The following is a 19986-nucleotide window of genomic DNA, read 5'->3' on the forward strand; positions in this document are numbered from 1 at the left end:
GGGATGATGAACAATCATCCCTTTTTTTATGCCAAAGTATTAGATAAATAATTGTAGTCAGAAGGTAAACTTACAAAGATATTTCTTCTACAGAAAATATAGAAAGGGAAAGCTAAGAGGGTTTGCTGACATTTTTTACTGCCATTGCATTATCTTGTACAGCTGTAATCGCTGCTCATTATTTAGAATAGCTAAATTGCATAAGACATGCTTTGTGTCCTCTAAAAATGTCCTTTGTCGCACGCATCTGTGAAATGTCAACAGACCCTAACCACGCGTTATGTAATTGAGAGGTTTTGAATGGAGACAACACAAGCAAAGTCAACACTTTCCTCAAAGCTCCTATGGAGTTTGGTTGCCATTGTTGGGGCAATTTCATTTGGGATATTGGCGGTTAGTCGTGGTGAGCATGTCAATGCGGTCTGGTTGGTTCTTGCTGCGGTCTGTGTATATAGCATTGCATATCGGTTCTACAGTTTATTTATTGCAAACAAAGTTTTTGAATTAAATCCGAGACGGTTAACCCCAGCGCATCGCCTTGCCGATGGTCTGGATTATGTTCCGACCAATAAATTTGTTTTATTTGGACATCACTTCGCAGCCATTGCAGGAGCAGGACCTTTGGTCGGGCCGATTCTTGCCGCACAAATGGGCTATTTACCGGGGACCATCTGGCTATTGGTCGGGGTTGTGCTTGCCGGTGCAGTCCAGGATTTTCTGGTGCTATTTATCTCCACACGACGCGATGGTCGATCATTGGGCGAAATGGCGAAACAGGAGCTTGGTACTTTCGCAGGTGTGATTGTGATGCTGGGTACGCTTGGCGTAATGATCATTATCCTGGCAGTACTGGCACTGGTGGTGGTTAAAGCACTGGCGCATAGCCCGTGGGGGGTGTTCAGTATCGCTGCGACGATTCCGATTGCATTATTCATGGGTATCTACATGCGGTATATACGCCCAGGGAAAATTGCCGAAGTATCGATTATCGGTTTTGTGCTGATGATGGCGGCGATTGTCTACGGGGGTGATGTGGCGAAAGATCCCTATTGGGGACAGTTATTTACCCTCAGTGGCACCCAATTGACATGGGCACTGATTATTTATGGTTTTATCGCTTCGGTACTACCGGTCTGGTTGCTATTAGCGCCACGTGATTATTTATCAACTTTCTTGAAAATTGGTGTAATTGCAGGTTTAGCGGTCGGGATTATCTTTGCGATGCCTGACCTGAAAATGCCAGCAGTCACGCACTTTGTGGATGGTACAGGCCCTGTATTTGCGGGTAGTTTATTTCCTTTCCTGTTTATCACCATTGCCTGCGGTGCGATTTCAGGTTTCCATGCCCTGGTTGCTTCAGGGACAACGCCTAAACTGGTCGATAATGAAGTCAATATTCGTATGATCGGTTATGGCGGTATGTTGATGGAATCATTCGTCGGCATCATGGCCATGATCTGTGCGACAGTACTTGATCCGGGTATTTATTTTGCCATTAATGCGCCAGCAGCAGTTTTAGGCACTTCAGTAGAGACTGCAGCGGAAGCGGTGCGTAATCTGGGCTTTGTGGTTAGTCCAGAAATGTTGAGTTTATTGGCGCAGGAAGTCGGTGAGAGTTCAATCTTGTCTCGTACCGGTGGCGCACCGACATTTGCAATTGGTATGGCGCATATCATTTCAGAGATTTTCAATAACCGCTCAATGATGGCGTTCTGGTATCACTTTGCGATTCTGTTTGAAGCCTTATTCATTCTGACTGCGGTAGATGCAGGAACACGTGCATGTCGTTTCATGGTGCAGGATACTGTGGGAATTGTGGTTCCGGCAATCAAGCAATCAAGTTCATTCTTTGGCAATATGGTCGGAACCTTTGTTGCGGTCGCAGGTTGGGGTTTCTTCGTTTACCAAGGGGTGGTTGATCCTCTCGGCGGGATTAACTCGTTGTGGCCACTGTTTGGTATTGGTAACCAGATTCTTGCCTCGATGGCACTGATTTTAGGTACCGTCATTTTATTCAAAATGAAGAAAGAGAAATATGTTTGGGTGACGATTGTCCCAACGATTTTCTTGTTCATTACCTCTATGACCGCAGGCTGGCAAAAGATCTTCCATGAAAATCCGAAGATTGGTTTCCTTGCACAAGCCAATCGTTTCTCGGATGCGATTGCGCGTGGTGAAGTGCTTGCACCCGCCAAAACCGTTGCTGAAATGCAGACCATTGTGATGTCAAATCAGATCAATGCGGCACTTTGTGGCTTCTTTATGATTGTTGCGATTGTGATGGTGATTGCGTCAATTGGCATTGTACGCCGTGCTTTGGCAAGTCCAACACCAACCGTGAATGAAGCACCAGCCGTTTATTCAGACACACCGATGACTGCGAATAGCATCAAAGGAGAGTAACGATGGATTTTAAAATTGCCCGGCAAGGCAGTGCAGTGATTGTGAAGATTATTAAATTCACCATCATGTCGCAAAAACATTTACTCTTGTCACCGAAGAATTGGTCGCGTATCGCTGTTTTATGGCAACGTTTGCAGCAGAGTTTCCGGTTGATGGTCGGTGTGCCTGATTATGAAACTTATCTAGCGCATATGAAAGCACATCATCCAGATTTAACCCCGATGGATGCCAAGACGTTTTATCGTCATTGTATCGATGCACGTTATCCTTCGGCGGGGGGCAATATGAAGAAGTGTCCTTGCTAGAAATTATTTGATTTCTTTGAAAAAAAACCAAAACAGTGTATGTTGAACATACACTGTTTTATTTTGGGGGATAGAATAATGTGGGGCATGGAAAAGTCATCGGCTCAAGAGAAAACTAAGCAGAATCAGGCATTAGAACAAGATATTCAAAGCTTTACACAAAAGATTGAGCAATTCTTAATTGAAGTAAACCAACTGATTTTAGATAAACCGCAACAAACCAGATTGGCGCTGACCTGTTTGCTGGCGGGGGGTCATGTATTGTTTGAAGATTTACCTGGGCTAGGGAAAACCACATTGGCCAGTGCTTTGGCACGTCTGGCAGGATTACATTTTCAGCGCATTCAATTCACCAACGATATGCTGGCCAGTGATGTGATTGGCATCAATATCTTTAATCAGAAAGAACATCTGTTTGAATTCAAGCAGGGGCCAGTTTTTACCCAGATTTTGTTGGCCGATGAAATTAACCGCTGTAGTCCCAAAACGCAAAGTGCACTACTAGAAGCAATGGAAGAAGGGGCGGTCACCGTCGATGGCGTGCATTATGAATTACCGCAACCGTTCTGGGTCCTCGCCACACAAAATCCGTTATTTCAAAGTGGCACCTATGCATTACCTGAATCACAACTCGACCGTTTCTTGATGCGTTTATCACTAGGATATCCTTCTCGACAAGCGGAAAAGTTGTTATTACAACAGCGTTCGCGACAGGTATTGATCCATCAACTGGATGCCGTGTTTAATCAAGCTGATATTTTACATTTACGGGAGCTGGCAAAGCAGGTTTTCCTCAGCGAGGCCGTACTGAATTATATTCTGGATCTGGCCGCTGAAACTCGGAAGTTACGTCATGGACTGTCCACACGTGGGGTATTGGCGTTGAAGGCTGCGGCACAAGCCTATGCCTTGGTTGAGGGGCGTGGTTTTGTAATGACAGACGATGTACAAGCTGTTTTTGTTGCGGTGGCCGCACATCGCTTAAGTTTGAGTGAGCTTGAAGTTGGGCAGATTTTGCAATCAGTTGATGTCTTATAGTTGAGATTGACCTATGCAAAATGGACTCAAGCGACAGCTACAACAATGGATTGCAAAGCGCTTTCAGGTCGAAGGCAGCAAAATCTTATTGCAGAAAGATGTACTGGTGTTTATTTATAAGCAAGGTTTTTTATATCTGGTGCTGATTGTCATTACATTTATTGCAGGCATTAACTATGCCAATAACCTGATTCTCGGTTTTTGCTTTTTAATCAGTGCCATTCTTTGTATCAGCTTTTATCTGACCTTTAAGCAGTTGCATGGCCTGCAGATTGAAGTGGTCGCTGCGGAGGTGGGGCAAGTAGATCAGCCGCTGATCTTGAAAATTTTATTAAAACAATCCGCCCAAACAGTTCGATATTTGCGTCTAAATTGGCAAGAACAAGAACATTTCCTGTATCTGGACCAGACTCAGCAAAGTCTGGAGCTAGCCGTTTTACCGGAACAACGTGGTAGATATGAACTGGATACCTTGAAAATTTATGCGACCTATCCTTTAGGATTGGTCCGAGCATGGACCTATCTATATCCACAACAAGAGGTCTGGATCGCACCAAAGGCCACTGACTGGCAAAAAGAACATAAACTTCAGCCGACTTCGGCGCAGGACAGTCTGGATGAATTTAAAGAGCTCAGAACTTTCCAGCATGGGGATTCTTATCAGAATGTAGCATGGAAACAGGTTGCACGTGGGCAGGGTTTTTTGATCAAGATGTTTGAAGCGCAGACCAGTCATCAACACCTGGACATCGATTATCAGCTCATTCCAGCGCTGGGCCATGAACAGAAGCTAAGCTTGATGATGGGGTTGATTGAACAATGTGAACAATCCGGGAATGACTATGCTGTGATTTTGCCGCACGCCAGACTGGAAAGTGGACAAGGCCAACGCCAATTAAGCAAAGCCAGACTTTTACTTGCGCAGGCTTAAACATGACCAAAGCCATCTATTTTTGTATTTTAGCTGCCTTAGGATTGATCCTGATCGGTCAAGTGAGCTTTATTCCAGTCACACTCAGTGGATTGTGGGGCATTGTCTGGCTAACTTTGGTATGGCGCTATCACAAACAAAAAATTACGCCAATGCCTAAACTGCTTTTGGTGGCATTTACCTTAGTGTCGGTTGCGTTGATTTATATTCAATACCAAAGCTTACTCGGCGTAGAGGCGGGAGTTGCATTTCTAACCACCTGTTTATTTGCCAAGAGTCTGGAGTCCAAAAATACCCGTGATTTGCTGATTGTCTTTAACTTTGCCTTATTTGTCAGTGCCAGTTTACTGTTATATAGCCAGGCATTCTGGATGGCCATGATCGTGTTTGGGGCATTGCTGATGTGCCTCATGGGCCTCTATCGGATTCAAACTGATTTATTTAAACAGAAGAATCAGACTAGAAATCAGTTAAAACAAGATATAAGGCAAATCCTGAAGTTTGTCGGGATTGCCACACCATTCTTTATACTGCTGTTTATGTTCTTTCCACGGTTACCACCGCTGTGGGCGATTCCGATTCAACAGAACCATGCGACCACAGGCATCAGTGACCGGATGTCACCGGGGGATATTGCACAACTATCTCAATCTTCCGCCTTGGCTTTCCGTGTCATCGCACCGATGTATGATTTGCCCGGTCGGCCAGAGCTATACTGGCGAGCACTGGTTCTGGACCAATATGATGGCAGCACCTGGAGCAGTAGTTTTGATAATCAGCAGCTCAAGCGCATTCCTGTCTCCACACGCCGTGTGAGCTATCAATATTTACCTGCCGATGAGCAGGCCAACTGGATCATGGGACTGGAATATTCGATTCCCCAAGAGCGTTATTTACAGTTGTATCAAGACGATAGTATTCGTCCTTCCAAACTGGTTAAACGCAATCAACCGATACACCTGCTTTGGTTAGGACAAACAGCAACGGTGCCAGTCTACTTATCATCGCGTCAACTTGAACTGAATACTCGATTTGAGCAGGGGCGAGATAGAAAAGCACAACAATTGGCGCAGGCGTTATTTGAACAGAACCAGAGACAACCTGAAAAATACCTACAATCGGTGCTGTCCTGGTATAGAAAAAATGGCTTTAGCTATACATTAATGCCGGGCACTTTGAGTGGCGACCGGATTGATCAATTCCTGTTTTCTAGTCGCAAAGGTTTTTGTGAACATTATGCTTCGAGCTTTGTGATGATGATGCGTTATGTGGGAATTCCCGCACGCATAGTAACAGGCTATCAAGGCGGACAATGGGCACCAGACGGACAAAGTTGGGAAGTCCGCCAGCTGGATGCACATGCATGGAGTGAAGTTTATCTGGATGGGAAATGGCAAAGAGTTGATCCTACCGCCATGATTGCACCACAACGAATTGATACCGGTATGCAAGATTATCTGGCGCAAGACCAAAATGTCTGGGGCGAAGGGCAAACGCAAGCTTGGCGTTTACAGCAGTTTAAATTCCTCAAAAATATGCGCATCTGGAGTGACTATCTCAGCTATCAATGGCAAAGCAAAGTGGTCGGTTATGATGCAGAAAAGCAGAAAAACTGGTTATCCCGATTAGGTCTGGATTCAAGCTATGGCTATGTGATTATTTTAGTCGTTGGTATAGGCAGTATTTTGTTGATCTACGGTGGCTGGTACTGGTGGGGACAACGAGGCAAGCAGGAACAATATCAACGCTTGATTATTCAATTTGAGAAACAGTTGCCCAAGCATTTGCATAAATATCCAGCGGAAACCTTTCATAGCTGGATACAACGTATCGCTGTGTTGGTTGAGGAGCAGACGCCATTCGAACAAGTGACTGTGTTATATCAAAAAATCGTATTTTTAGAGCAAAATGACCAGCTCAATATCCAAGAATTTAAGCGGTTGCTTAAAGACTGTGCGATTGTCATCAAACAGTCGCAAAAAAACTTGTGAAGCGACAAAAAAATGAATATCATGCTTCTCATTCTAGGTGTATAGCTCAGTTGGTTAGAGCGCTACGTTGACATCGTAGAGGTCTCCAGTTCGAGTCTGGATATACCTACCAAGATAAAAGCTGTTATTTTTCAGCGTTTTAAGGCCGAATTTTAACGAATTCGGCCTTGTTTTTATTGTCCTTCGGGTCAAATTTGAACCTTCAAAAAGTTCAAAAAAGGCATAAAAACTACTTTATATTCCGCTTTTGGGCGCCATTTTCTGCATCTAATGTCGAAGTATGGCTCTCGGATCGGGCGCCAACGGGCGAACTTTTTCGTTCCTCTTTGTTGCGCTTGATTTAAGCACAAATATTTAGAGGTTAATATGCAAAAGCCAGTCAAGCGCGGTAATTCTTATCGCATCCAAGTAAAATACAAACATCTCCGTGACGCAGCTACAAGAGACACCGCAAAAGAGTGTATAGATTGGGCAGCACGTCGACTGATGGAACTCCAACTACAATACCAAGAAGAATTAAAAAAACTCGAACAACCAGATATCCCTTTTTCTGAACTATTCACCCGATATTACGAAAATGTAGGGAAACATAAAAAAAGCAGCTCATACATAAAGAACTATCTTAAACGTCTCAACTATTATTGCGGTTATCTAGCAAATACTTCGATTTACGATATCACTCCACAAGATATGGTTGCCCTTAGAGATCGTCGCTTAAAGGTTGTTAAATCAAGTACGGTCAGCCGAGAACTAAGTCTATGTTCAGCTGTATTCACTTATGCTGTTAGTGAATTATTCTTATTAAAAAATAACCCCGTTCAAGTCATCAAGAAGCCATCTCTACCGCCGCCCAGAAATCAACGAATCACAGATGAGCATGTAAAAATCATCTTGGCTGGTTTAGATAACTACAATGAAGAAAAAGAGCCGGTTACACCAGCTCAAGAGGTAGCCTGGGCATTTCTGTTTGCTATGGAGTCCTCTATGCGTAGAGGTGAGATCCTTAGTATTCATGACATCCATGATTTTGGCGATTATGTGCATTTACCAGATACCAAAAATGGCAGTGCTCGGGATGTCCCTCTAACAACACGTGGACGTAAATTGCTGGATCTATTAAAAGGTCGGAAAGGGAAGCTGTTAAAACATAACAGCAATTCATTTAGACTCATCTGGCAAAGGAATTTAGCCAAAGTGGGCTTGAATGGGGTTGTTACGTTCCATGATACGCGCCATGAAGCAATTACACGTCTGGTCAATATTCAGAAAATTCCTGTAGAGATCCTCGCTAAAATCACAGGCCATAAAACTATTAATGTATTGGTAAATACGTATTACAATCCAAGTGCATCAGAAATTGCCAAAATGTTGAATGCTGCTTAAAATGTGCCCCATTTAATGGGGCTTTTTTTTATGAAAAAAATTAACTTAAATGAATTAATATCAATTGGTCTAATCATTGTAATAGGTTGTTTTATCATTTCATTTGCTGCAAATAGATTTTTTGATATCGATACAGACTTTCTTTCTGCATCCGCTACTTTTTTTGCTGGAGTAGTAGCCTACAAGCTATTTAATGATTGGCGCATTCAATATAGAACAGAGTTATTTGAAAGATTAAAAGATAGGTTTAGCACTTTATTAATTAAATTGGAAGAAGAATATGAGGATTTGGAAGTTCTTCTTATTGAAAAAGGTCGAGATTTCAATGATATTGACGTGATTTTAGAAATAATGGGTAAAGTAGATAAAGTTTGTACAATGATAGAAAATATTGAAGATGAGTTAGATTTTTATGAGAAACTTTATTATGAATTCAACTTGGATCAAAATGAAGAAATATTTCCACCAAGTGAGATGATTAATGGTTTAGGTGAAATTACAGAAGGCTTATCTACACCCTCTGTTGTAAAAGATGGTAATGAAAAATATGTAAAACTTTTAAAAGATTTTATAAATAGTAGAATTGCATCTAATAAAATTATTGATTATAAAATTAATCTTAGCAGTGATTTGCATCTTGTAATTATTGAGATGATTACAGATAAAAAAGGGGACTAAGCCCCTTTTTAACTTTTTCGTTTTGCTCCACGCTTTAGTTTATCCCGGTTATCCAATACTGGAATAATTTCCAAAGGATCATAGGAATACTTGCCTCCAGTACCTTTATTGAATGGTTTCAAGAATTCAATTACCGTGGTGCGCGACATCTCATAGCGTTCCATAACCCATTTTGTATCTACTCTATGGGGCAATTGCTCAGACTTAAGTTCTAATACTTTGCCCACTTGTGGTATCACATCCTGTAAACACACTCTTGGTGGTTTTTCTGATTCAACAACAATTATATATTTTTGCATAATGCTCATGCTTCTACCTGTTATGCAATGTACTCCAGAAACAATCGCATGGGTCAACAATACGATCGCTTCTGGAGAACATTGCTAAGAATGCTCTATTGTTTAGAAGTGTGTTTTTTAAATTTTAGGTTTAATAGGAATTATGAAATTCTTCATACTTCCACCTGCAAAAACTTTTAATTATTTAACTTTTCAAAAGACTGCGTGCGGGCAGCCTTCTGATTGGTTAACAAGGAGACCGAGACATCCTTGATCATTTCATTACCTTGCAGGACCTGTTGTTTTGCCTGGAGAGCTGTCGTAGCCTCTACTCGTCCTCGTAAGCTGCCTTTGCCGTGAAGCTTGGCTACATACTTAAAGATGTAGGTTTTTACGCACTCCAACCCTCCATGTCCTTTTTTGCCTTGCAGGCCTGCACGATCTGGGCTTCATAGCGGGTGCCTTTAAACTGTTTATAGATCGGACCCAGATCTGCTTCTTTATCCGCATGATGGATCGCGTTTAAAGCTTGCTGAAAATCCTGAGTCAATTGCTGAGCTGGATTTGCAGGGGGCATCTGGTTTTGTGGCTGCGGCTGTCGTTGTTGCTGAGCCGGTGGCTGGTTCTGATTGCGCTGCTGGTTTTGAGCAGGGGCATTCTGTTGGTTGTTCCGGGCCGGGGCATTGGTCTGCTGGTGGAAAGCATCGGTATCAGCATCTTGGGTATCATCAATCAGGAAAAGGCCATTCAATGCGTATTTACGCGCATAGGAACTGGATGAGCCAAAAGTCTGGGCCACATCCATTCCTTTTTTATCGATCTCCACACCAGCATGTGCGGTGGTCATGGTTTGTTTTCCTTGGGCATCGGTAAAGACTGCTTTGGCCGTGATCACCACAACCGGGCCGATCTCTTGTACTTCATCAGTCACCACAAGAGTAGCGCCGTATTTATGTAAGAGTGGCTTTACACCTTCAAGGATGTCTTCCAGGCTGCGGTAGTGAAATTTACCAAATTTGTTGTATTTGCTCTTTGGTGCTTTTAACTCAAGCTGAATAAGTTGTAAGGCATCTAGTGTACTGGTTGATGCCATTTGTTGATTCACGGCTGCATTCATCATAAATCTCCTTAGGCACCGTTATATTGCGCGTTGCGGTAATCAATCCGTTGTTCTTTGCTATAGCGTGGGGTTTGGCTTCTAGCTCTGCGTTCTATGGCGCGTTGGTAATTTACCAGCTTCTTGATATTAACTTTTAGCCAATACACAGATAATTCTTCCTCATTGATCGGGCGAGGCTCGCTATCTGGCGTTTCCTTAACGAGGATCGAATGCCAGTCAAAAGCAGCAGCCTGAATGCCACCAAAGAATTCTGTATCAAAATCAGGGGTGTAATTTAACGATACTTTGACCAGATAAATTTTTGGGCCAAGGCGTACGTTGTAGTGGCCATTCACGTCTTTACAGATGAATTCTGCGAATGGTGTGGTATAGCGTTTCTTTTGCATGACAGGCTCCATATTACTGGTCTTACCCTGTGTATATGATGCTGAATGCCCAGTATTTACAGGGCTTTCAAGTCGCTGTGCGTCATAGCTTGTCGGTTGTATTTTGTTCGGTAATGAGCCGTTAAATGGTTTGGTTTTTGGGCTAGAAGCTGTATGTAAATGTGCCATGACTTATGCTCCAAAAATGCCGTAAACGACAGCGGTAAGGACCAGCCAGAGCAGGAAAACGACCAAAATGATAGGGAAGAGCTTAAGCGCATCTTTTAGATTGGCTTTGATGAAGTCGAGTGTTCTGACCTGATAATCAGCGGAAGTAGGGTGCTGGTGTAAACGTTGGGACGTTTGACTAGGTGTAGGTTTTTGTTTCATACTTATCTCGCAGGTTACTGTAAAGCACCCATGAGTTCGAAGGCAGGGGTGCTTTTTTGTTGTCTGTGAGATAAATATTACCAAAAAGGTAATTTAATGCAAGATAAAATTACCTTTTTTATTGTTTCAACAAAAAACCCACCATTAAGGTGAGTTTTAAGTAACCATAAGAGTAATAAACAACTAATTTAAATCTAGCTCAGCTTGTTTAAGTTTATTGGGGAGATCAACTGGAATGATTGAATCACAGAAAAACATGATTTCATTACCTTTAGATGTACTGTGTGCACTATAGTTAAGAACATATTCATCTTTAGCATATCCAGAATAAATTTCTTTGATTGGATCGCAATTATCATATGAAACAATCCATTTTGTATTTACTCTATCTAAAGCTTCACGAATCTTTAAATGATCTTCATGAATGTAAAAATTTCGATAAAGGCCTTGTCCTTTAACATAATAAGGAGGATCTAGATAGATAAGAGATTCATCTGGTAAGAAATCATCAACTTTTTTTAGTAATTCCAGCGCATCTAAATTATAGATTTTAATGCGATTACTAAACTGTCCAATTTTTTCAATTCGTTTAGATAAATTTTCTTTATGAAAACGAGCATCTAACTTATAGTTTCCATCTTGATTCTTTCCACCTATAACTCCTCCTTTCAATATTCCTGATCGGTTAGTTCGATTCAAAAAGAAGGTAGCAAAGCCATGCTCAAGTTGCGTATGCAGTTCTGGTGTGGAAAGAATATATTTTTGCCTATGCCATTCATCAATTGTAACTTCTATATCACACAAAAGTTTGAGGAAATTTTCAGTATCTTCTGTAACTATTTTCCAGAAGTTGTATACGGCGATATCAAAATCATTTATGTGAATGTTGTTACATGAATTACTAAACAAAAGGTCTAAAGCAACTCCAGCTCCTCCAGCATAAGGTTCGAGATAATCTCCAGAAAGGTTATTTGCTTCAAATAAATTTTTTACGAATTTAGCAAATTTCCCTTTACCACCAGGATAACGTAGAGGAGTAAAAAAATTTGGCACAAAATTACCTTTTCAATTAGTGGTTAATTTTGGCTAACAAAAGCCACACTTTGTCCAAAAGCTTCAACAAACTGCGAAACGGTTTCATCATTGTCAGCGCACCAAAGTTCAATGATTTTACCATTTTCTAAGAAACTTTTATGCTGTTTAAACCAATATTTCATCTTATCTCGCTCTTTTCTGAACTGATGTCCATTTTCATCTCTTGGCGATATAGGTAAAACAGTATTTTGAATATAATCATAGTCATAAGATCCATAATTGATACTCAAGATATTTTCCCAGAATGTATCATCTGCGTCATAATTTACAATTTTATCTTTAATAAAATTATAAACAATTTTTTCGGGATTTCTGTCAGTACTTGGTGTATTAGGAGTAAAGGACCTATCACTAGGTAACGGTGAAAATTGTCGGTTCTCATTGACTATTGTTCTATTTGATTCTTCAGAAAGAATATCATTATCAGGAACAATTACCACTTTTTTGAAATAATCGTCTGCTAAGAATAAATTGATTAAGCCATTACAACTGACTTTAAGAGGAATTAACTGCAGGTTAACACCGAAAGTTTGAGAAGTGTCGGTTATGTTTTTATAACTTAGTATTTTATTAAGAAAGAACAGAGCTTCTTCATCTTCTAGATAAACTTTGATTATTTGAACTTCTGGAGCATTTGTTGGAAGTGATACTTGTGAGAGTTGGTTGTTTTTTATCCATGCATAAGTCGGGTTTGATGTGACTTTTGGTGCTGGAGTATTGTGTAAATAGATAACTGTATCTAAGATTTCACCTTCTGTTCTTTGTCTTTCTGGAATATTTAAAATATTCTTGAATATAGTTAATGAGTGAGTTGTGAAAACAATTTGTAGATTTAAAGCACGTGCTTCTCTTTTCAATAGTTCTATTAATTTTATTTGTGCAACATGATGTAAACCCGCATCAAGTTCATCAATAATTAATAATCCACCAGGATAGTCAACTCCCATTTCTCTTTTAATTTTTTTAAATGATGCGAGTGCTGTAAATATACTACTCAAAGAATCCTGTCCAAGAGAAATGGACAGTGTATTATGTTTTAAACTAGGTAGTTTTGATCTCTTTTTAGAACCCTTAAAATCATGATCAATTATTGGATCAACAGCCGCTTGAGAGCTGATGTCAAAATTAACTACGGATCTAAAAAGTTGAATTATATATTCTTTATCTATCGATTCAACAGACCTAATCTTTGTTTGTTTGACTCGATCTTTTTCATACTCACCGATTGGTGTCATTCTACTCATGCCTAAATAAAGAGTAGGAAGTTGTATCTTAGCTGAATCGCCTACATTTAATTCAGCCCCTAATTCTCTTTCTAGGGTTCTTGGAACTATTTTTAGTCTTGTACTAGTTGTTCCATCTTCATGTGATTCATTATGGCGAGAAACACTACAACGTTTAGTAAGTACGCTATCGTTAATTGCATACGTAATGTCAACATATGATTTGCTATCCGTATCATTCTGGTAGTCATCATTCTCATCTAAATGAAATAACTCTTGGAAATTTGATTGGAAAACACTGTCAAAATAACTTTTGTACGAAGCTGCCCGAATTCCACTAGAATTTGCTATTAAGCCTAATATAGTAGATTTTCCAATTCCATTTAGACCACCAATAACCGTTATTCTGTCAGAGAACTGAATTTCAAGTTTTCGCAATTTTCTAAATTTATTGTCACCAATTTTAAGTGACTGAAGTTTAATAGACACATTGACTCCATGAATTAAAAGTTATACATCCCTATATAAACCAACAACTTTACCAACCAATTTGCATCCTTCTCGAAGCTCCATGATTTTTTCTAGCCATTTTGGATTTAAGGGTTCTAAATACATACCGTTGCTTTCTACGATCAATTTCTTGAACGTTGCTTCTGTTTCCCCGTCGCATGCAACGATAACCAAATCACCTGTTTTTAAATCACTTATTTGAAAGTCAGGATTTACATATATTTTATCACCAGGGCGAAAGTCTGGAAGCATGGATTCACCAACAACCTCTAAGCCATAGCCGTGTTTACCACATTTAGGATTAGGAGGTAACCACTCTTCAAATTGTGTTCCTGATGGTATGGCTTCTGTTGAAGTCCATGTACCAGCTTGTACCCAAGAAATTACAGGGATCAATTTGCCAGTCAAAGGTATTGGTATAGAAACATTGAAATCTGAAGGCTTAAATTCATCATCATGGGGTAGGTCCAACCATCCATGAGGTTTATCAAAAGCGCTCTCGATTTCACGAGCAACCTTATTACCAATTCCTTTAATTGGATTAGTTCCAGCAAATTGGCTCGCTTGCGATTGTCCTTTCCCAATTTTGTCAGCAAAACTGGATACACCACCAACTTGATCAACAAGTAAACGAGTATTTTTGTATCTAATTGATTTGCTGTCCATATTTATCCTAAATGCTCTGTGACTAGTCACATATGTCAATTGTAGTTTTATCACCAAAAAGGTAAACAAGAAAAAAGGTTGTATTTGTATTACCTAAAAGGTAATATTTGGATTGGTTAGAGAGGATCAATCTATGCGATTTAGAGACTTCATTTTAAAAATGACTCCTGAGCAATTGGAAAAGTATGCAAAAGCTGCTGGTACAACAAGTGGTTATCTAAAGACACATCTTTTATATGGATATAAAGAACCACGTAGAAAGCTCCGTACAGCATTAGTTGATGCAAGTAATGGGCAAGTCTCGGAACAGGAAGTCTTGCAACATTTTGGGTTATATCCAGTTCAACCAGTACCAAACCAAAATGGTAATGAAGTAGCCATCTAATAAACACGTTCAAAAGGACTCGCAATGAACATATTAGATGCGGCTTACCACACGGTTCACGACTTTAAAGGCGGGGCAAATGCGCTTGCATCACGCATGGGCATCAAAAGCCCGGCGGTGCTCAACAGCAAGGTCAACCCAAACACGGAAACACATCACCTGACTTTGCTCGAAGCGACAAAGCTGATGGGCATAACAGGGGATTTCCGAATACTTCAGGCGATCTGTGCAGAACATGGCAAAGCAGCCATCGACTTGCCAGATATACCTGAAAGCCATAGAGACAGTTGCCTGATGGATACCTTTCTCAACATCGGTATCAAGAAAGGCAACGTAAGCAAGCAGTTTAGAGAAATGCTTGCTGATGGGCGAATAACAAAAGGCGAGGCAATCGACATGGCCAAGGTCATACACGACATGCATGTACTGCTTGCCACGCTGGAGCAACAAATTAATGCCTGCATTCAGGACCAATAAAAAAACCGCTTTCCTGCTCGAACAGGTTTAGCGGTCACGTTCATCCATCTGGAGAGATTTAGAACATGATCAATATATCAAACGAAGTATCAACCCACAACAGTGATTTCATTGCGGGGGATACAGTTGTAATTAAAACACCACTTGAGTTCATCAACAGAACTTTTGACTCAGATGAGCTTTTTACAGTTCAGGATATTTGCGGGCTCCAAAGTAGTGGAGTCACCATTTTGGTGAATGGCCAACGTGTTACAGCTGCAGAATCTGAACTGCGCCATGCCTCAATTGCTGAGTTGAATGCCAGACGTCGATTAACTGCAATTGAGCAAGTGCTAGCGGAGGTTTCATGAATACAAAACTTCCAGATTACAAACAACTTCAGGCGATCCAATCCTGGTATGAACCTGCATTGAAACTTTTGAATGACTTGCTTGAGCGTAACAAAGCCAATCTCCGTAAGCGCGGCTACAACGAAGAGAATGCTGCAATAACCCGTGAAGAGTTTAGACAACAACTCGCACGCCGTGGTCGTATTACATTGCATTTGGCCGGAGAAATTGAAACGAGTTTGTATAAAGCCCAAAAGATTGAATACATGGGCGGATATTTAAGACCTAAGGTGAATGAATTATGAGTTTAGATGCAACTGTCTGGGCTTGGAAAAAGCAATTCACCCAAGTGAAAGGTGGATCATCCCCAGCGTTGAAGAAATTAGTCTTGCTATCCATGGCTGATCGAGCGGATGAGCAACATTGCTGTTATCCGAGTACAGGTCGATTAGCTGAGGACTGCCAAATCAATAAAAAGACACTTTTTAAGATATTGGAAGAGCTGATTGAAGAAGGTGTTATTTTTGATACCGGTGAGAGAAAAGGTAGAACCAAGCAGGTAATTGTGTACCGATTAATTGGTGTACAGGGTCGTGAACAAACAGTACCAACGTTGGAACACTTAGATGATGAAAGCCTTGATAGCCAAGGCTCGGATTTTGAAACAGTACCAACATTGGAACAGTTCCAACATTTCCATGAAAGAGTACCAACATTTCCATTAAACAGTACCAATATTGGTACACGGAATCTATCAAAGAATCTATCAGTAGAATCTAAAAATAAAAACCACTGGCTTTGTTCAAAAAAATTGAGTTTGGAAATTGCTCAAGCAAATCCTGAGATCGATACAAACGAAATCATCTCATCAACCTGGTTCAACCGTGAGCTAAGAGCATTTGAATTATTCAATGCGGAAAAGAACCTGTGTGATGAACTCATGATTTACCACTTTGCAAACTGGTTACTTGAAGCGAAAGCAAAACAGGACCGTTTGAAAAACTCTTCTCATCCAAACCAGAAGCAACCAGCAAAATCCAAGGATACCTTGACTGAAAAACAGAGATATTTTTTTGCAAGCAAGTTATCCCGTTTACCTGAGTTCGCTAAATATTCACATGGTAACGAAAGCTATGAGCAATTGGCGAAACGTTTGGAATCAATGCTCAAAGATCCTAGTAACCTCAAGAAGTGGGCTGAGTACCTGATCAACATCAGCAATGAGCATAAGGGGGATGCAGCCTGATGAGTAGCATGAGCCTCACCCAGTACCGTGAAGAAATCCTTAAGCTGTCTCATCAACCTAAGGCTGCTAAGCGCAACAAGTTCAATGCCAGTAAGGTCGAATGCGATGGTATGACCTTCGATAGCAAAAAAGAGCACAAGCGGTATATCGAGCTCAAAGCGATGCAACAGCGGGGTGAGATTACTGGGTTACAACACCATACTCAGTTTGAGCTGGCACCAAAAATCAAACTTGAAGGGGAAAAACGAGCCAAGCCGGCATTGCGTTATTTTGCTGATTTCACCTATTACAACACTGTTGGTGAGTATGTCGTTGAAGATGTGAAGTCAGCTGCTACCAGAAAGAAAGACAGCTATAGAAATAAAAAGCATTTGATGAAAACGGTTCTAAATATTGATGTACGTGAGGTTTAAAATATGAACGCAAAATTAACAATCATGCAAACAACAGATTGGACAAAATACAGTACTGAGGACTGGTTTCGTCAATTTGGAGCATGGATTAATGGAGACAGTGAAAATAGACAGAAATTTTATAAATGCCTACCTAAAAAGAAATTAAGCAAAAAGCAGCGAGATGAGCTATTTGCACAATATATGAGTGATGAAAGTTTTAAGGAGCCTAGCTATCATAAAGGGGTTACTTGTCAGATCACTGATAATGAAGCGAGAGCATTTCAGCGCATAATTTTAGACTTAAGACAGCATGAAAGCGAGGTTCTGCAAGAGTGGTTAGATGTTCTCTGGTGTGTCTGTGTCAATAACACAAAGTTAAGGAAAGCAGCAGAAATTTTTGAGACTTCTACTATTCAGATTCGCCAAGACATGAAATGTGGGTTGGCATTCATCTCAGGTAGATATCCAAATTTAAAATCGGATTTACTGCAATAAAAGATACTAAAAAATTGAAAGTTCTATAGACTCGCTTAACTGACTTAGGTTCTGCTGTGACCATTATGAAATCCACTCCGGATCAAGCTATTTATGATTTTAGTAATGCTGTATATAAGATTTCTAGAAGTAATTTTTACCAAATAGATCAGCCATTAGAAAAAGCAAAGTTTTTGGTTGAGTGCTTAAAGGTAATAAATGAATTAAAGATGGAAGAAGGTAGAATTCTTCATAAGAATCAAACCGTAATTTACTGGCTTAATGACGTGAAGTACTCACTTTGGCTTGTAGAAACACCGGAACCAACTGAAAAGTTTGCTTTCTTAGATTATTTGACTCATGAGATGACGGCAATTTTTTATAACCAAAATCCTGATGCAAGTTTCAGGTAGGGTAGGTACTTGCTTGTGTACACAAGTTATGGCATATTTATGTCACGTTGGCAAAGTTCTACTTAAGGCCAATATTGAAAGCTCGCATTTAGCGAGCTTTTTTTATTTTTGATACAAATGTATTGTAGATATTACAAGTTAGTGTTTAAAAATTACACTTTTTGACTGGTGTTAGGTTTACTTTAGATGGGTTGTTGTTACATCAACAATTATTCTAGAGGGCGAGGAAATGCCTCAATACTTAAAAATTGCTGAAAAAATATATTCAAAACTTGAAGTGGAAAACAAATTTTCAACAGACCCACAAGAATTATTGGATTTGATATTTTTACAGCTTAGGAAAGAACTTAAAGATACAGGACTGAAGCTTCGGTGTCATGACGTGGATGTTGAAGACTCTTTTAAGATCTGTACTGACAGAAAAATAAATCTAGATATCAGCATAATACCTCACCATAAACATAAAGATGAGTATAAGCTTTGGTTGGCAAGTTTGGTTGAAAATGTCACTGAAAGTAAGATTAAAAGAAAACCAAGGTATTTTGTTGATATAGGATCTGATATCGATTTTGATTCAAAGCTCAGGAAATTGCTTTGGAGTTATTCTAAATCCAAGTCTACTGAAGATATCGCTACTTACTTTAATAGTCAGGATTATAGAGATCAACATAATTAATCATCACTCACAAACAAAGGAAAAAAGAGGAGGGAAGAATGTTTATAGATTTAAAAAATGGATCTTGTATTAATGCTAGTGAAGTCCTAAGTGCGGCTTTTTCAAAACAATCAGAGGCTTATGTCGTCAATATAAATTTTAAGCCTCATAACAGCCTTAATAAAGAGTCAATCGCGATTAAGTTTGATGAAGCTTTAAAGGCAAATGCATACATTAAAAAGTATTTTAATATTGAGACATACTTCGATTAAATCAGACTAACTCTAAAAAAACCTTCTTCGGGAGGTTTCCTTTTTTGTGCCGCAACTAGCTGGTTTTTTTAGATTTATGTTCATTGAAAATAATTGTTTATATTAAATATACTTCCTTTGCTTTTATTTAATTTATAATAAAATTGATCTATATTTAATCAATGAAGGGTGTCGTTATGACTTTTTACATTGGTGGTCATATGTCTGGTTCCTTAGTTGAAACAGAGGAAATGGATAAAGCTCAAATACTTAAACCTTATAGCCCATACACTGGAATAGCTAGGCCTGTTTGTGTCTATGCCCGTAGGCAAATAAGCTTCCAAGGAACAGTAAAATCATTTTATATACTTGAGACAGAAGAACCAATTGTTCATCGTGATCAGATATTGGCATTGTGGGATCAAGTGGAAACAGATATTTATGTAATTTGAATTACTAATTTAAATTTAGCCCCTACCATTGGTGGGCTTTTTTTATTTTAACCCTTAATCCCACTAGGGCGAGGCCAGTCCACTAACAGAGAGTATTTCAGTATAAAGCAAAGCTATAATTATTAAGGATATTAAAATTTAATTCATAGATTTTTAAGAGGGTGTGATTACCCAATAACTATATTAACTGCACCAATCTTTAATAACTTTACTAACATTTACTCAAATATATAGTATAAAGAGTCTCCATAAGGAGATAAAAATGACAATTATCACATTAAAAAACATTGAAACAGGTGAGAAATTCCGTGTTCAGTCAATCATTGAACCTATTATTAATGCTATTAAGGAAGGAAATAATCAAATAATACATAAGATTAGGTGGTTATATGAAGATACTCAAATTGATGTTGATATAGAGTTTCATGATATTTTAAATCAACAACAGCTTAAAAGATTTATAGGTAGGCAGTATATTATTGATAAAATTGAATAAGGTGTGATTTTTCTTAAGCAGAAATATTTTTCTTTAT

Annotated in this window: 26 protein-coding genes and 1 tRNA gene; 20 read left to right on the plus strand and 7 right to left on the minus strand. The window is 39.5% G+C overall.

Going from position 1 to position 19986, the window contains the following annotated elements; all coding sequences use genetic code 11:
- Window positions 1-300: 300 nt before the first annotated feature.
- The 8 genes from J699_RS13740 (at window position 301) to J699_RS18975 (ending at window position 8729) form a co-directional block, all read left to right on the plus strand.
- The gene (locus J699_RS13740; protein WP_009513360.1) at window positions 301-2403 is read left to right on the plus strand and encodes a carbon starvation CstA family protein; all 2103 of its coding nucleotides are present in this window, start codon (window positions 301-303) and stop codon (window positions 2401-2403) included.
- A gap of 2 nt (window positions 2404-2405) precedes the next feature.
- Window positions 2406-2708, plus strand: a complete 303-nt coding sequence (locus J699_RS13735) for a YbdD/YjiX family protein (protein WP_005231371.1) — start codon at window positions 2406-2408, stop codon at window positions 2706-2708.
- Window positions 2709-2786: 78 nt separating this feature from the next.
- Entirely contained in the window at window positions 2787-3746 is a 960-nt protein-coding gene (locus tag J699_RS13730; RefSeq protein WP_032866583.1) for an AAA family ATPase, read from the plus strand.
- A 13-nt stretch (window positions 3747-3759) separates the two neighbouring features.
- Window positions 3760-4677, plus strand: coding sequence for a DUF58 domain-containing protein (locus J699_RS13725; RefSeq protein WP_032866586.1), 918 nt, complete (start codon window positions 3760-3762; stop codon window positions 4675-4677).
- A gap of 2 nt (window positions 4678-4679) precedes the next feature.
- The gene (locus tag J699_RS13720; RefSeq protein WP_032866588.1) at window positions 4680-6668 is read left to right on the plus strand and encodes a transglutaminaseTgpA domain-containing protein; all 1989 of its coding nucleotides are present in this window, start codon (window positions 4680-4682) and stop codon (window positions 6666-6668) included.
- Window positions 6669-6703: 35 nt separating this feature from the next.
- Window positions 6704-6780: transfer RNA gene (locus J699_RS13715), tRNA-Val, on the plus strand.
- 254 nt (window positions 6781-7034) lie between these two features.
- Entirely contained in the window at window positions 7035-8051 is a 1017-nt protein-coding gene (locus tag J699_RS13710) for a tyrosine-type recombinase/integrase (RefSeq protein ID WP_032882734.1), read from the plus strand.
- Between the two features lie 30 nt (window positions 8052-8081).
- Entirely contained in the window at window positions 8082-8729 is a 648-nt protein-coding gene (locus J699_RS18975) for a hypothetical protein (RefSeq protein ID WP_131224139.1), read from the plus strand.
- A gap of 8 nt (window positions 8730-8737) precedes the next feature.
- Here the strand turns inward: J699_RS18975 and J699_RS0218500 are convergent, their stop codons facing one another.
- The 7 genes from J699_RS0218500 to J699_RS13680 all read right to left on the minus strand — a co-directional run bounded on the left by J699_RS0218500 (window position 8738) and on the right by J699_RS13680 (window position 14376).
- Entirely contained in the window at window positions 8738-9037 is a 300-nt protein-coding gene (locus J699_RS0218500) for a hypothetical protein (RefSeq protein ID WP_032882735.1), read from the minus strand.
- A gap of 361 nt (window positions 9038-9398) precedes the next feature.
- Complete coding sequence (locus J699_RS13705) at window positions 9399-10124, minus strand: ERF family protein (protein WP_032882736.1); 726 nt, start codon at window positions 10122-10124, stop codon at window positions 9399-9401.
- An 11-nt stretch (window positions 10125-10135) separates the two neighbouring features.
- A complete protein-coding gene (locus J699_RS13700; protein ID WP_032882738.1) occupies window positions 10136-10681 on the minus strand; it encodes a hypothetical protein in 546 nt (181 codons plus the stop codon).
- 3 nt (window positions 10682-10684) lie between these two features.
- Complete coding sequence (locus tag J699_RS13695; protein ID WP_032882740.1) at window positions 10685-10882, minus strand: hypothetical protein; 198 nt, start codon at window positions 10880-10882, stop codon at window positions 10685-10687.
- Between the two features lie 183 nt (window positions 10883-11065).
- Window positions 11066-11935 carry a DNA adenine methylase gene (locus J699_RS13690; protein WP_032882741.1) on the minus strand — a complete coding sequence of 290 codons (870 nt, stop codon included), beginning with the start codon at window positions 11933-11935 and terminating at the stop codon, window positions 11066-11068.
- Between the two features lie 23 nt (window positions 11936-11958).
- Window positions 11959-13689 carry an AAA family ATPase gene (locus tag J699_RS13685; RefSeq protein WP_032882742.1) on the minus strand — a complete coding sequence of 577 codons (1731 nt, stop codon included), beginning with the start codon at window positions 13687-13689 and terminating at the stop codon, window positions 11959-11961.
- 21 nt (window positions 13690-13710) lie between these two features.
- Window positions 13711-14376 (minus strand): LexA family protein, encoded by a 666-nt coding sequence (locus J699_RS13680; protein WP_032882744.1) that lies wholly within the window; start codon window positions 14374-14376, stop codon window positions 13711-13713.
- Between the two features lie 133 nt (window positions 14377-14509).
- Between J699_RS13680 and J699_RS13675 the strand changes: the two genes are divergently transcribed.
- The 12 genes from J699_RS13675 to J699_RS0218530 all read left to right on the plus strand — a co-directional run bounded on the left by J699_RS13675 (window position 14510) and on the right by J699_RS0218530 (window position 19949).
- Window positions 14510-14761: a hypothetical protein gene (locus J699_RS13675; RefSeq protein WP_032882745.1), complete on the plus strand. Its 252-nt coding sequence runs from the start codon at window positions 14510-14512 to the stop codon at window positions 14759-14761.
- Between the two features lie 24 nt (window positions 14762-14785).
- Entirely contained in the window at window positions 14786-15238 is a 453-nt protein-coding gene (locus J699_RS13670; protein WP_032882746.1) for a phage regulatory CII family protein, read from the plus strand.
- A 65-nt stretch (window positions 15239-15303) separates the two neighbouring features.
- Window positions 15304-15588 carry a hypothetical protein gene (locus tag J699_RS0218510; protein WP_032882747.1) on the plus strand — a complete coding sequence of 95 codons (285 nt, stop codon included), beginning with the start codon at window positions 15304-15306 and terminating at the stop codon, window positions 15586-15588.
- Window positions 15585-15872 carry a hypothetical protein gene (locus J699_RS13665; protein ID WP_032882748.1) on the plus strand — a complete coding sequence of 96 codons (288 nt, stop codon included), beginning with the start codon at window positions 15585-15587 and terminating at the stop codon, window positions 15870-15872. The genes J699_RS0218510 and J699_RS13665 overlap by 4 nt, the downstream gene beginning before the upstream one ends.
- A complete protein-coding gene (locus tag J699_RS13660) occupies window positions 15869-16813 on the plus strand; it encodes a helix-turn-helix domain-containing protein (protein ID WP_032882749.1) in 945 nt (314 codons plus the stop codon). The genes J699_RS13665 and J699_RS13660 overlap by 4 nt, the downstream gene beginning before the upstream one ends.
- Window positions 16813-17226, plus strand: coding sequence for a DUF1064 domain-containing protein (locus J699_RS13655; RefSeq protein ID WP_032882750.1), 414 nt, complete (start codon window positions 16813-16815; stop codon window positions 17224-17226). The genes J699_RS13660 and J699_RS13655 overlap by 1 nt, the downstream gene beginning before the upstream one ends.
- A gap of 3 nt (window positions 17227-17229) precedes the next feature.
- Window positions 17230-17703: a hypothetical protein gene (locus J699_RS13650; RefSeq protein ID WP_032882752.1), complete on the plus strand. Its 474-nt coding sequence runs from the start codon at window positions 17230-17232 to the stop codon at window positions 17701-17703.
- A gap of 65 nt (window positions 17704-17768) precedes the next feature.
- Entirely contained in the window at window positions 17769-18095 is a 327-nt protein-coding gene (locus J699_RS0218515; protein WP_032882753.1) for a hypothetical protein, read from the plus strand.
- Between the two features lie 229 nt (window positions 18096-18324).
- Entirely contained in the window at window positions 18325-18771 is a 447-nt protein-coding gene (locus J699_RS13645; RefSeq protein WP_032882754.1) for a hypothetical protein, read from the plus strand.
- A 38-nt stretch (window positions 18772-18809) separates the two neighbouring features.
- Window positions 18810-19022, plus strand: coding sequence for a hypothetical protein (locus J699_RS0218520; RefSeq protein WP_032866632.1), 213 nt, complete (start codon window positions 18810-18812; stop codon window positions 19020-19022).
- A gap of 176 nt (window positions 19023-19198) precedes the next feature.
- Entirely contained in the window at window positions 19199-19453 is a 255-nt protein-coding gene (locus J699_RS0218525; RefSeq protein WP_032868192.1) for a hypothetical protein, read from the plus strand.
- Between the two features lie 262 nt (window positions 19454-19715).
- Entirely contained in the window at window positions 19716-19949 is a 234-nt protein-coding gene (locus tag J699_RS0218530; protein ID WP_032866634.1) for a hypothetical protein, read from the plus strand.
- The last annotated feature ends 37 nt before the right edge of the window (window positions 19950-19986 follow it).

This window comes from Acinetobacter sp. 1000160 (genome assembly GCF_000588715.1).
In the GTDB taxonomy this organism is placed as follows: domain Bacteria; phylum Pseudomonadota; class Gammaproteobacteria; order Pseudomonadales; family Moraxellaceae; genus Acinetobacter; species Acinetobacter courvalinii.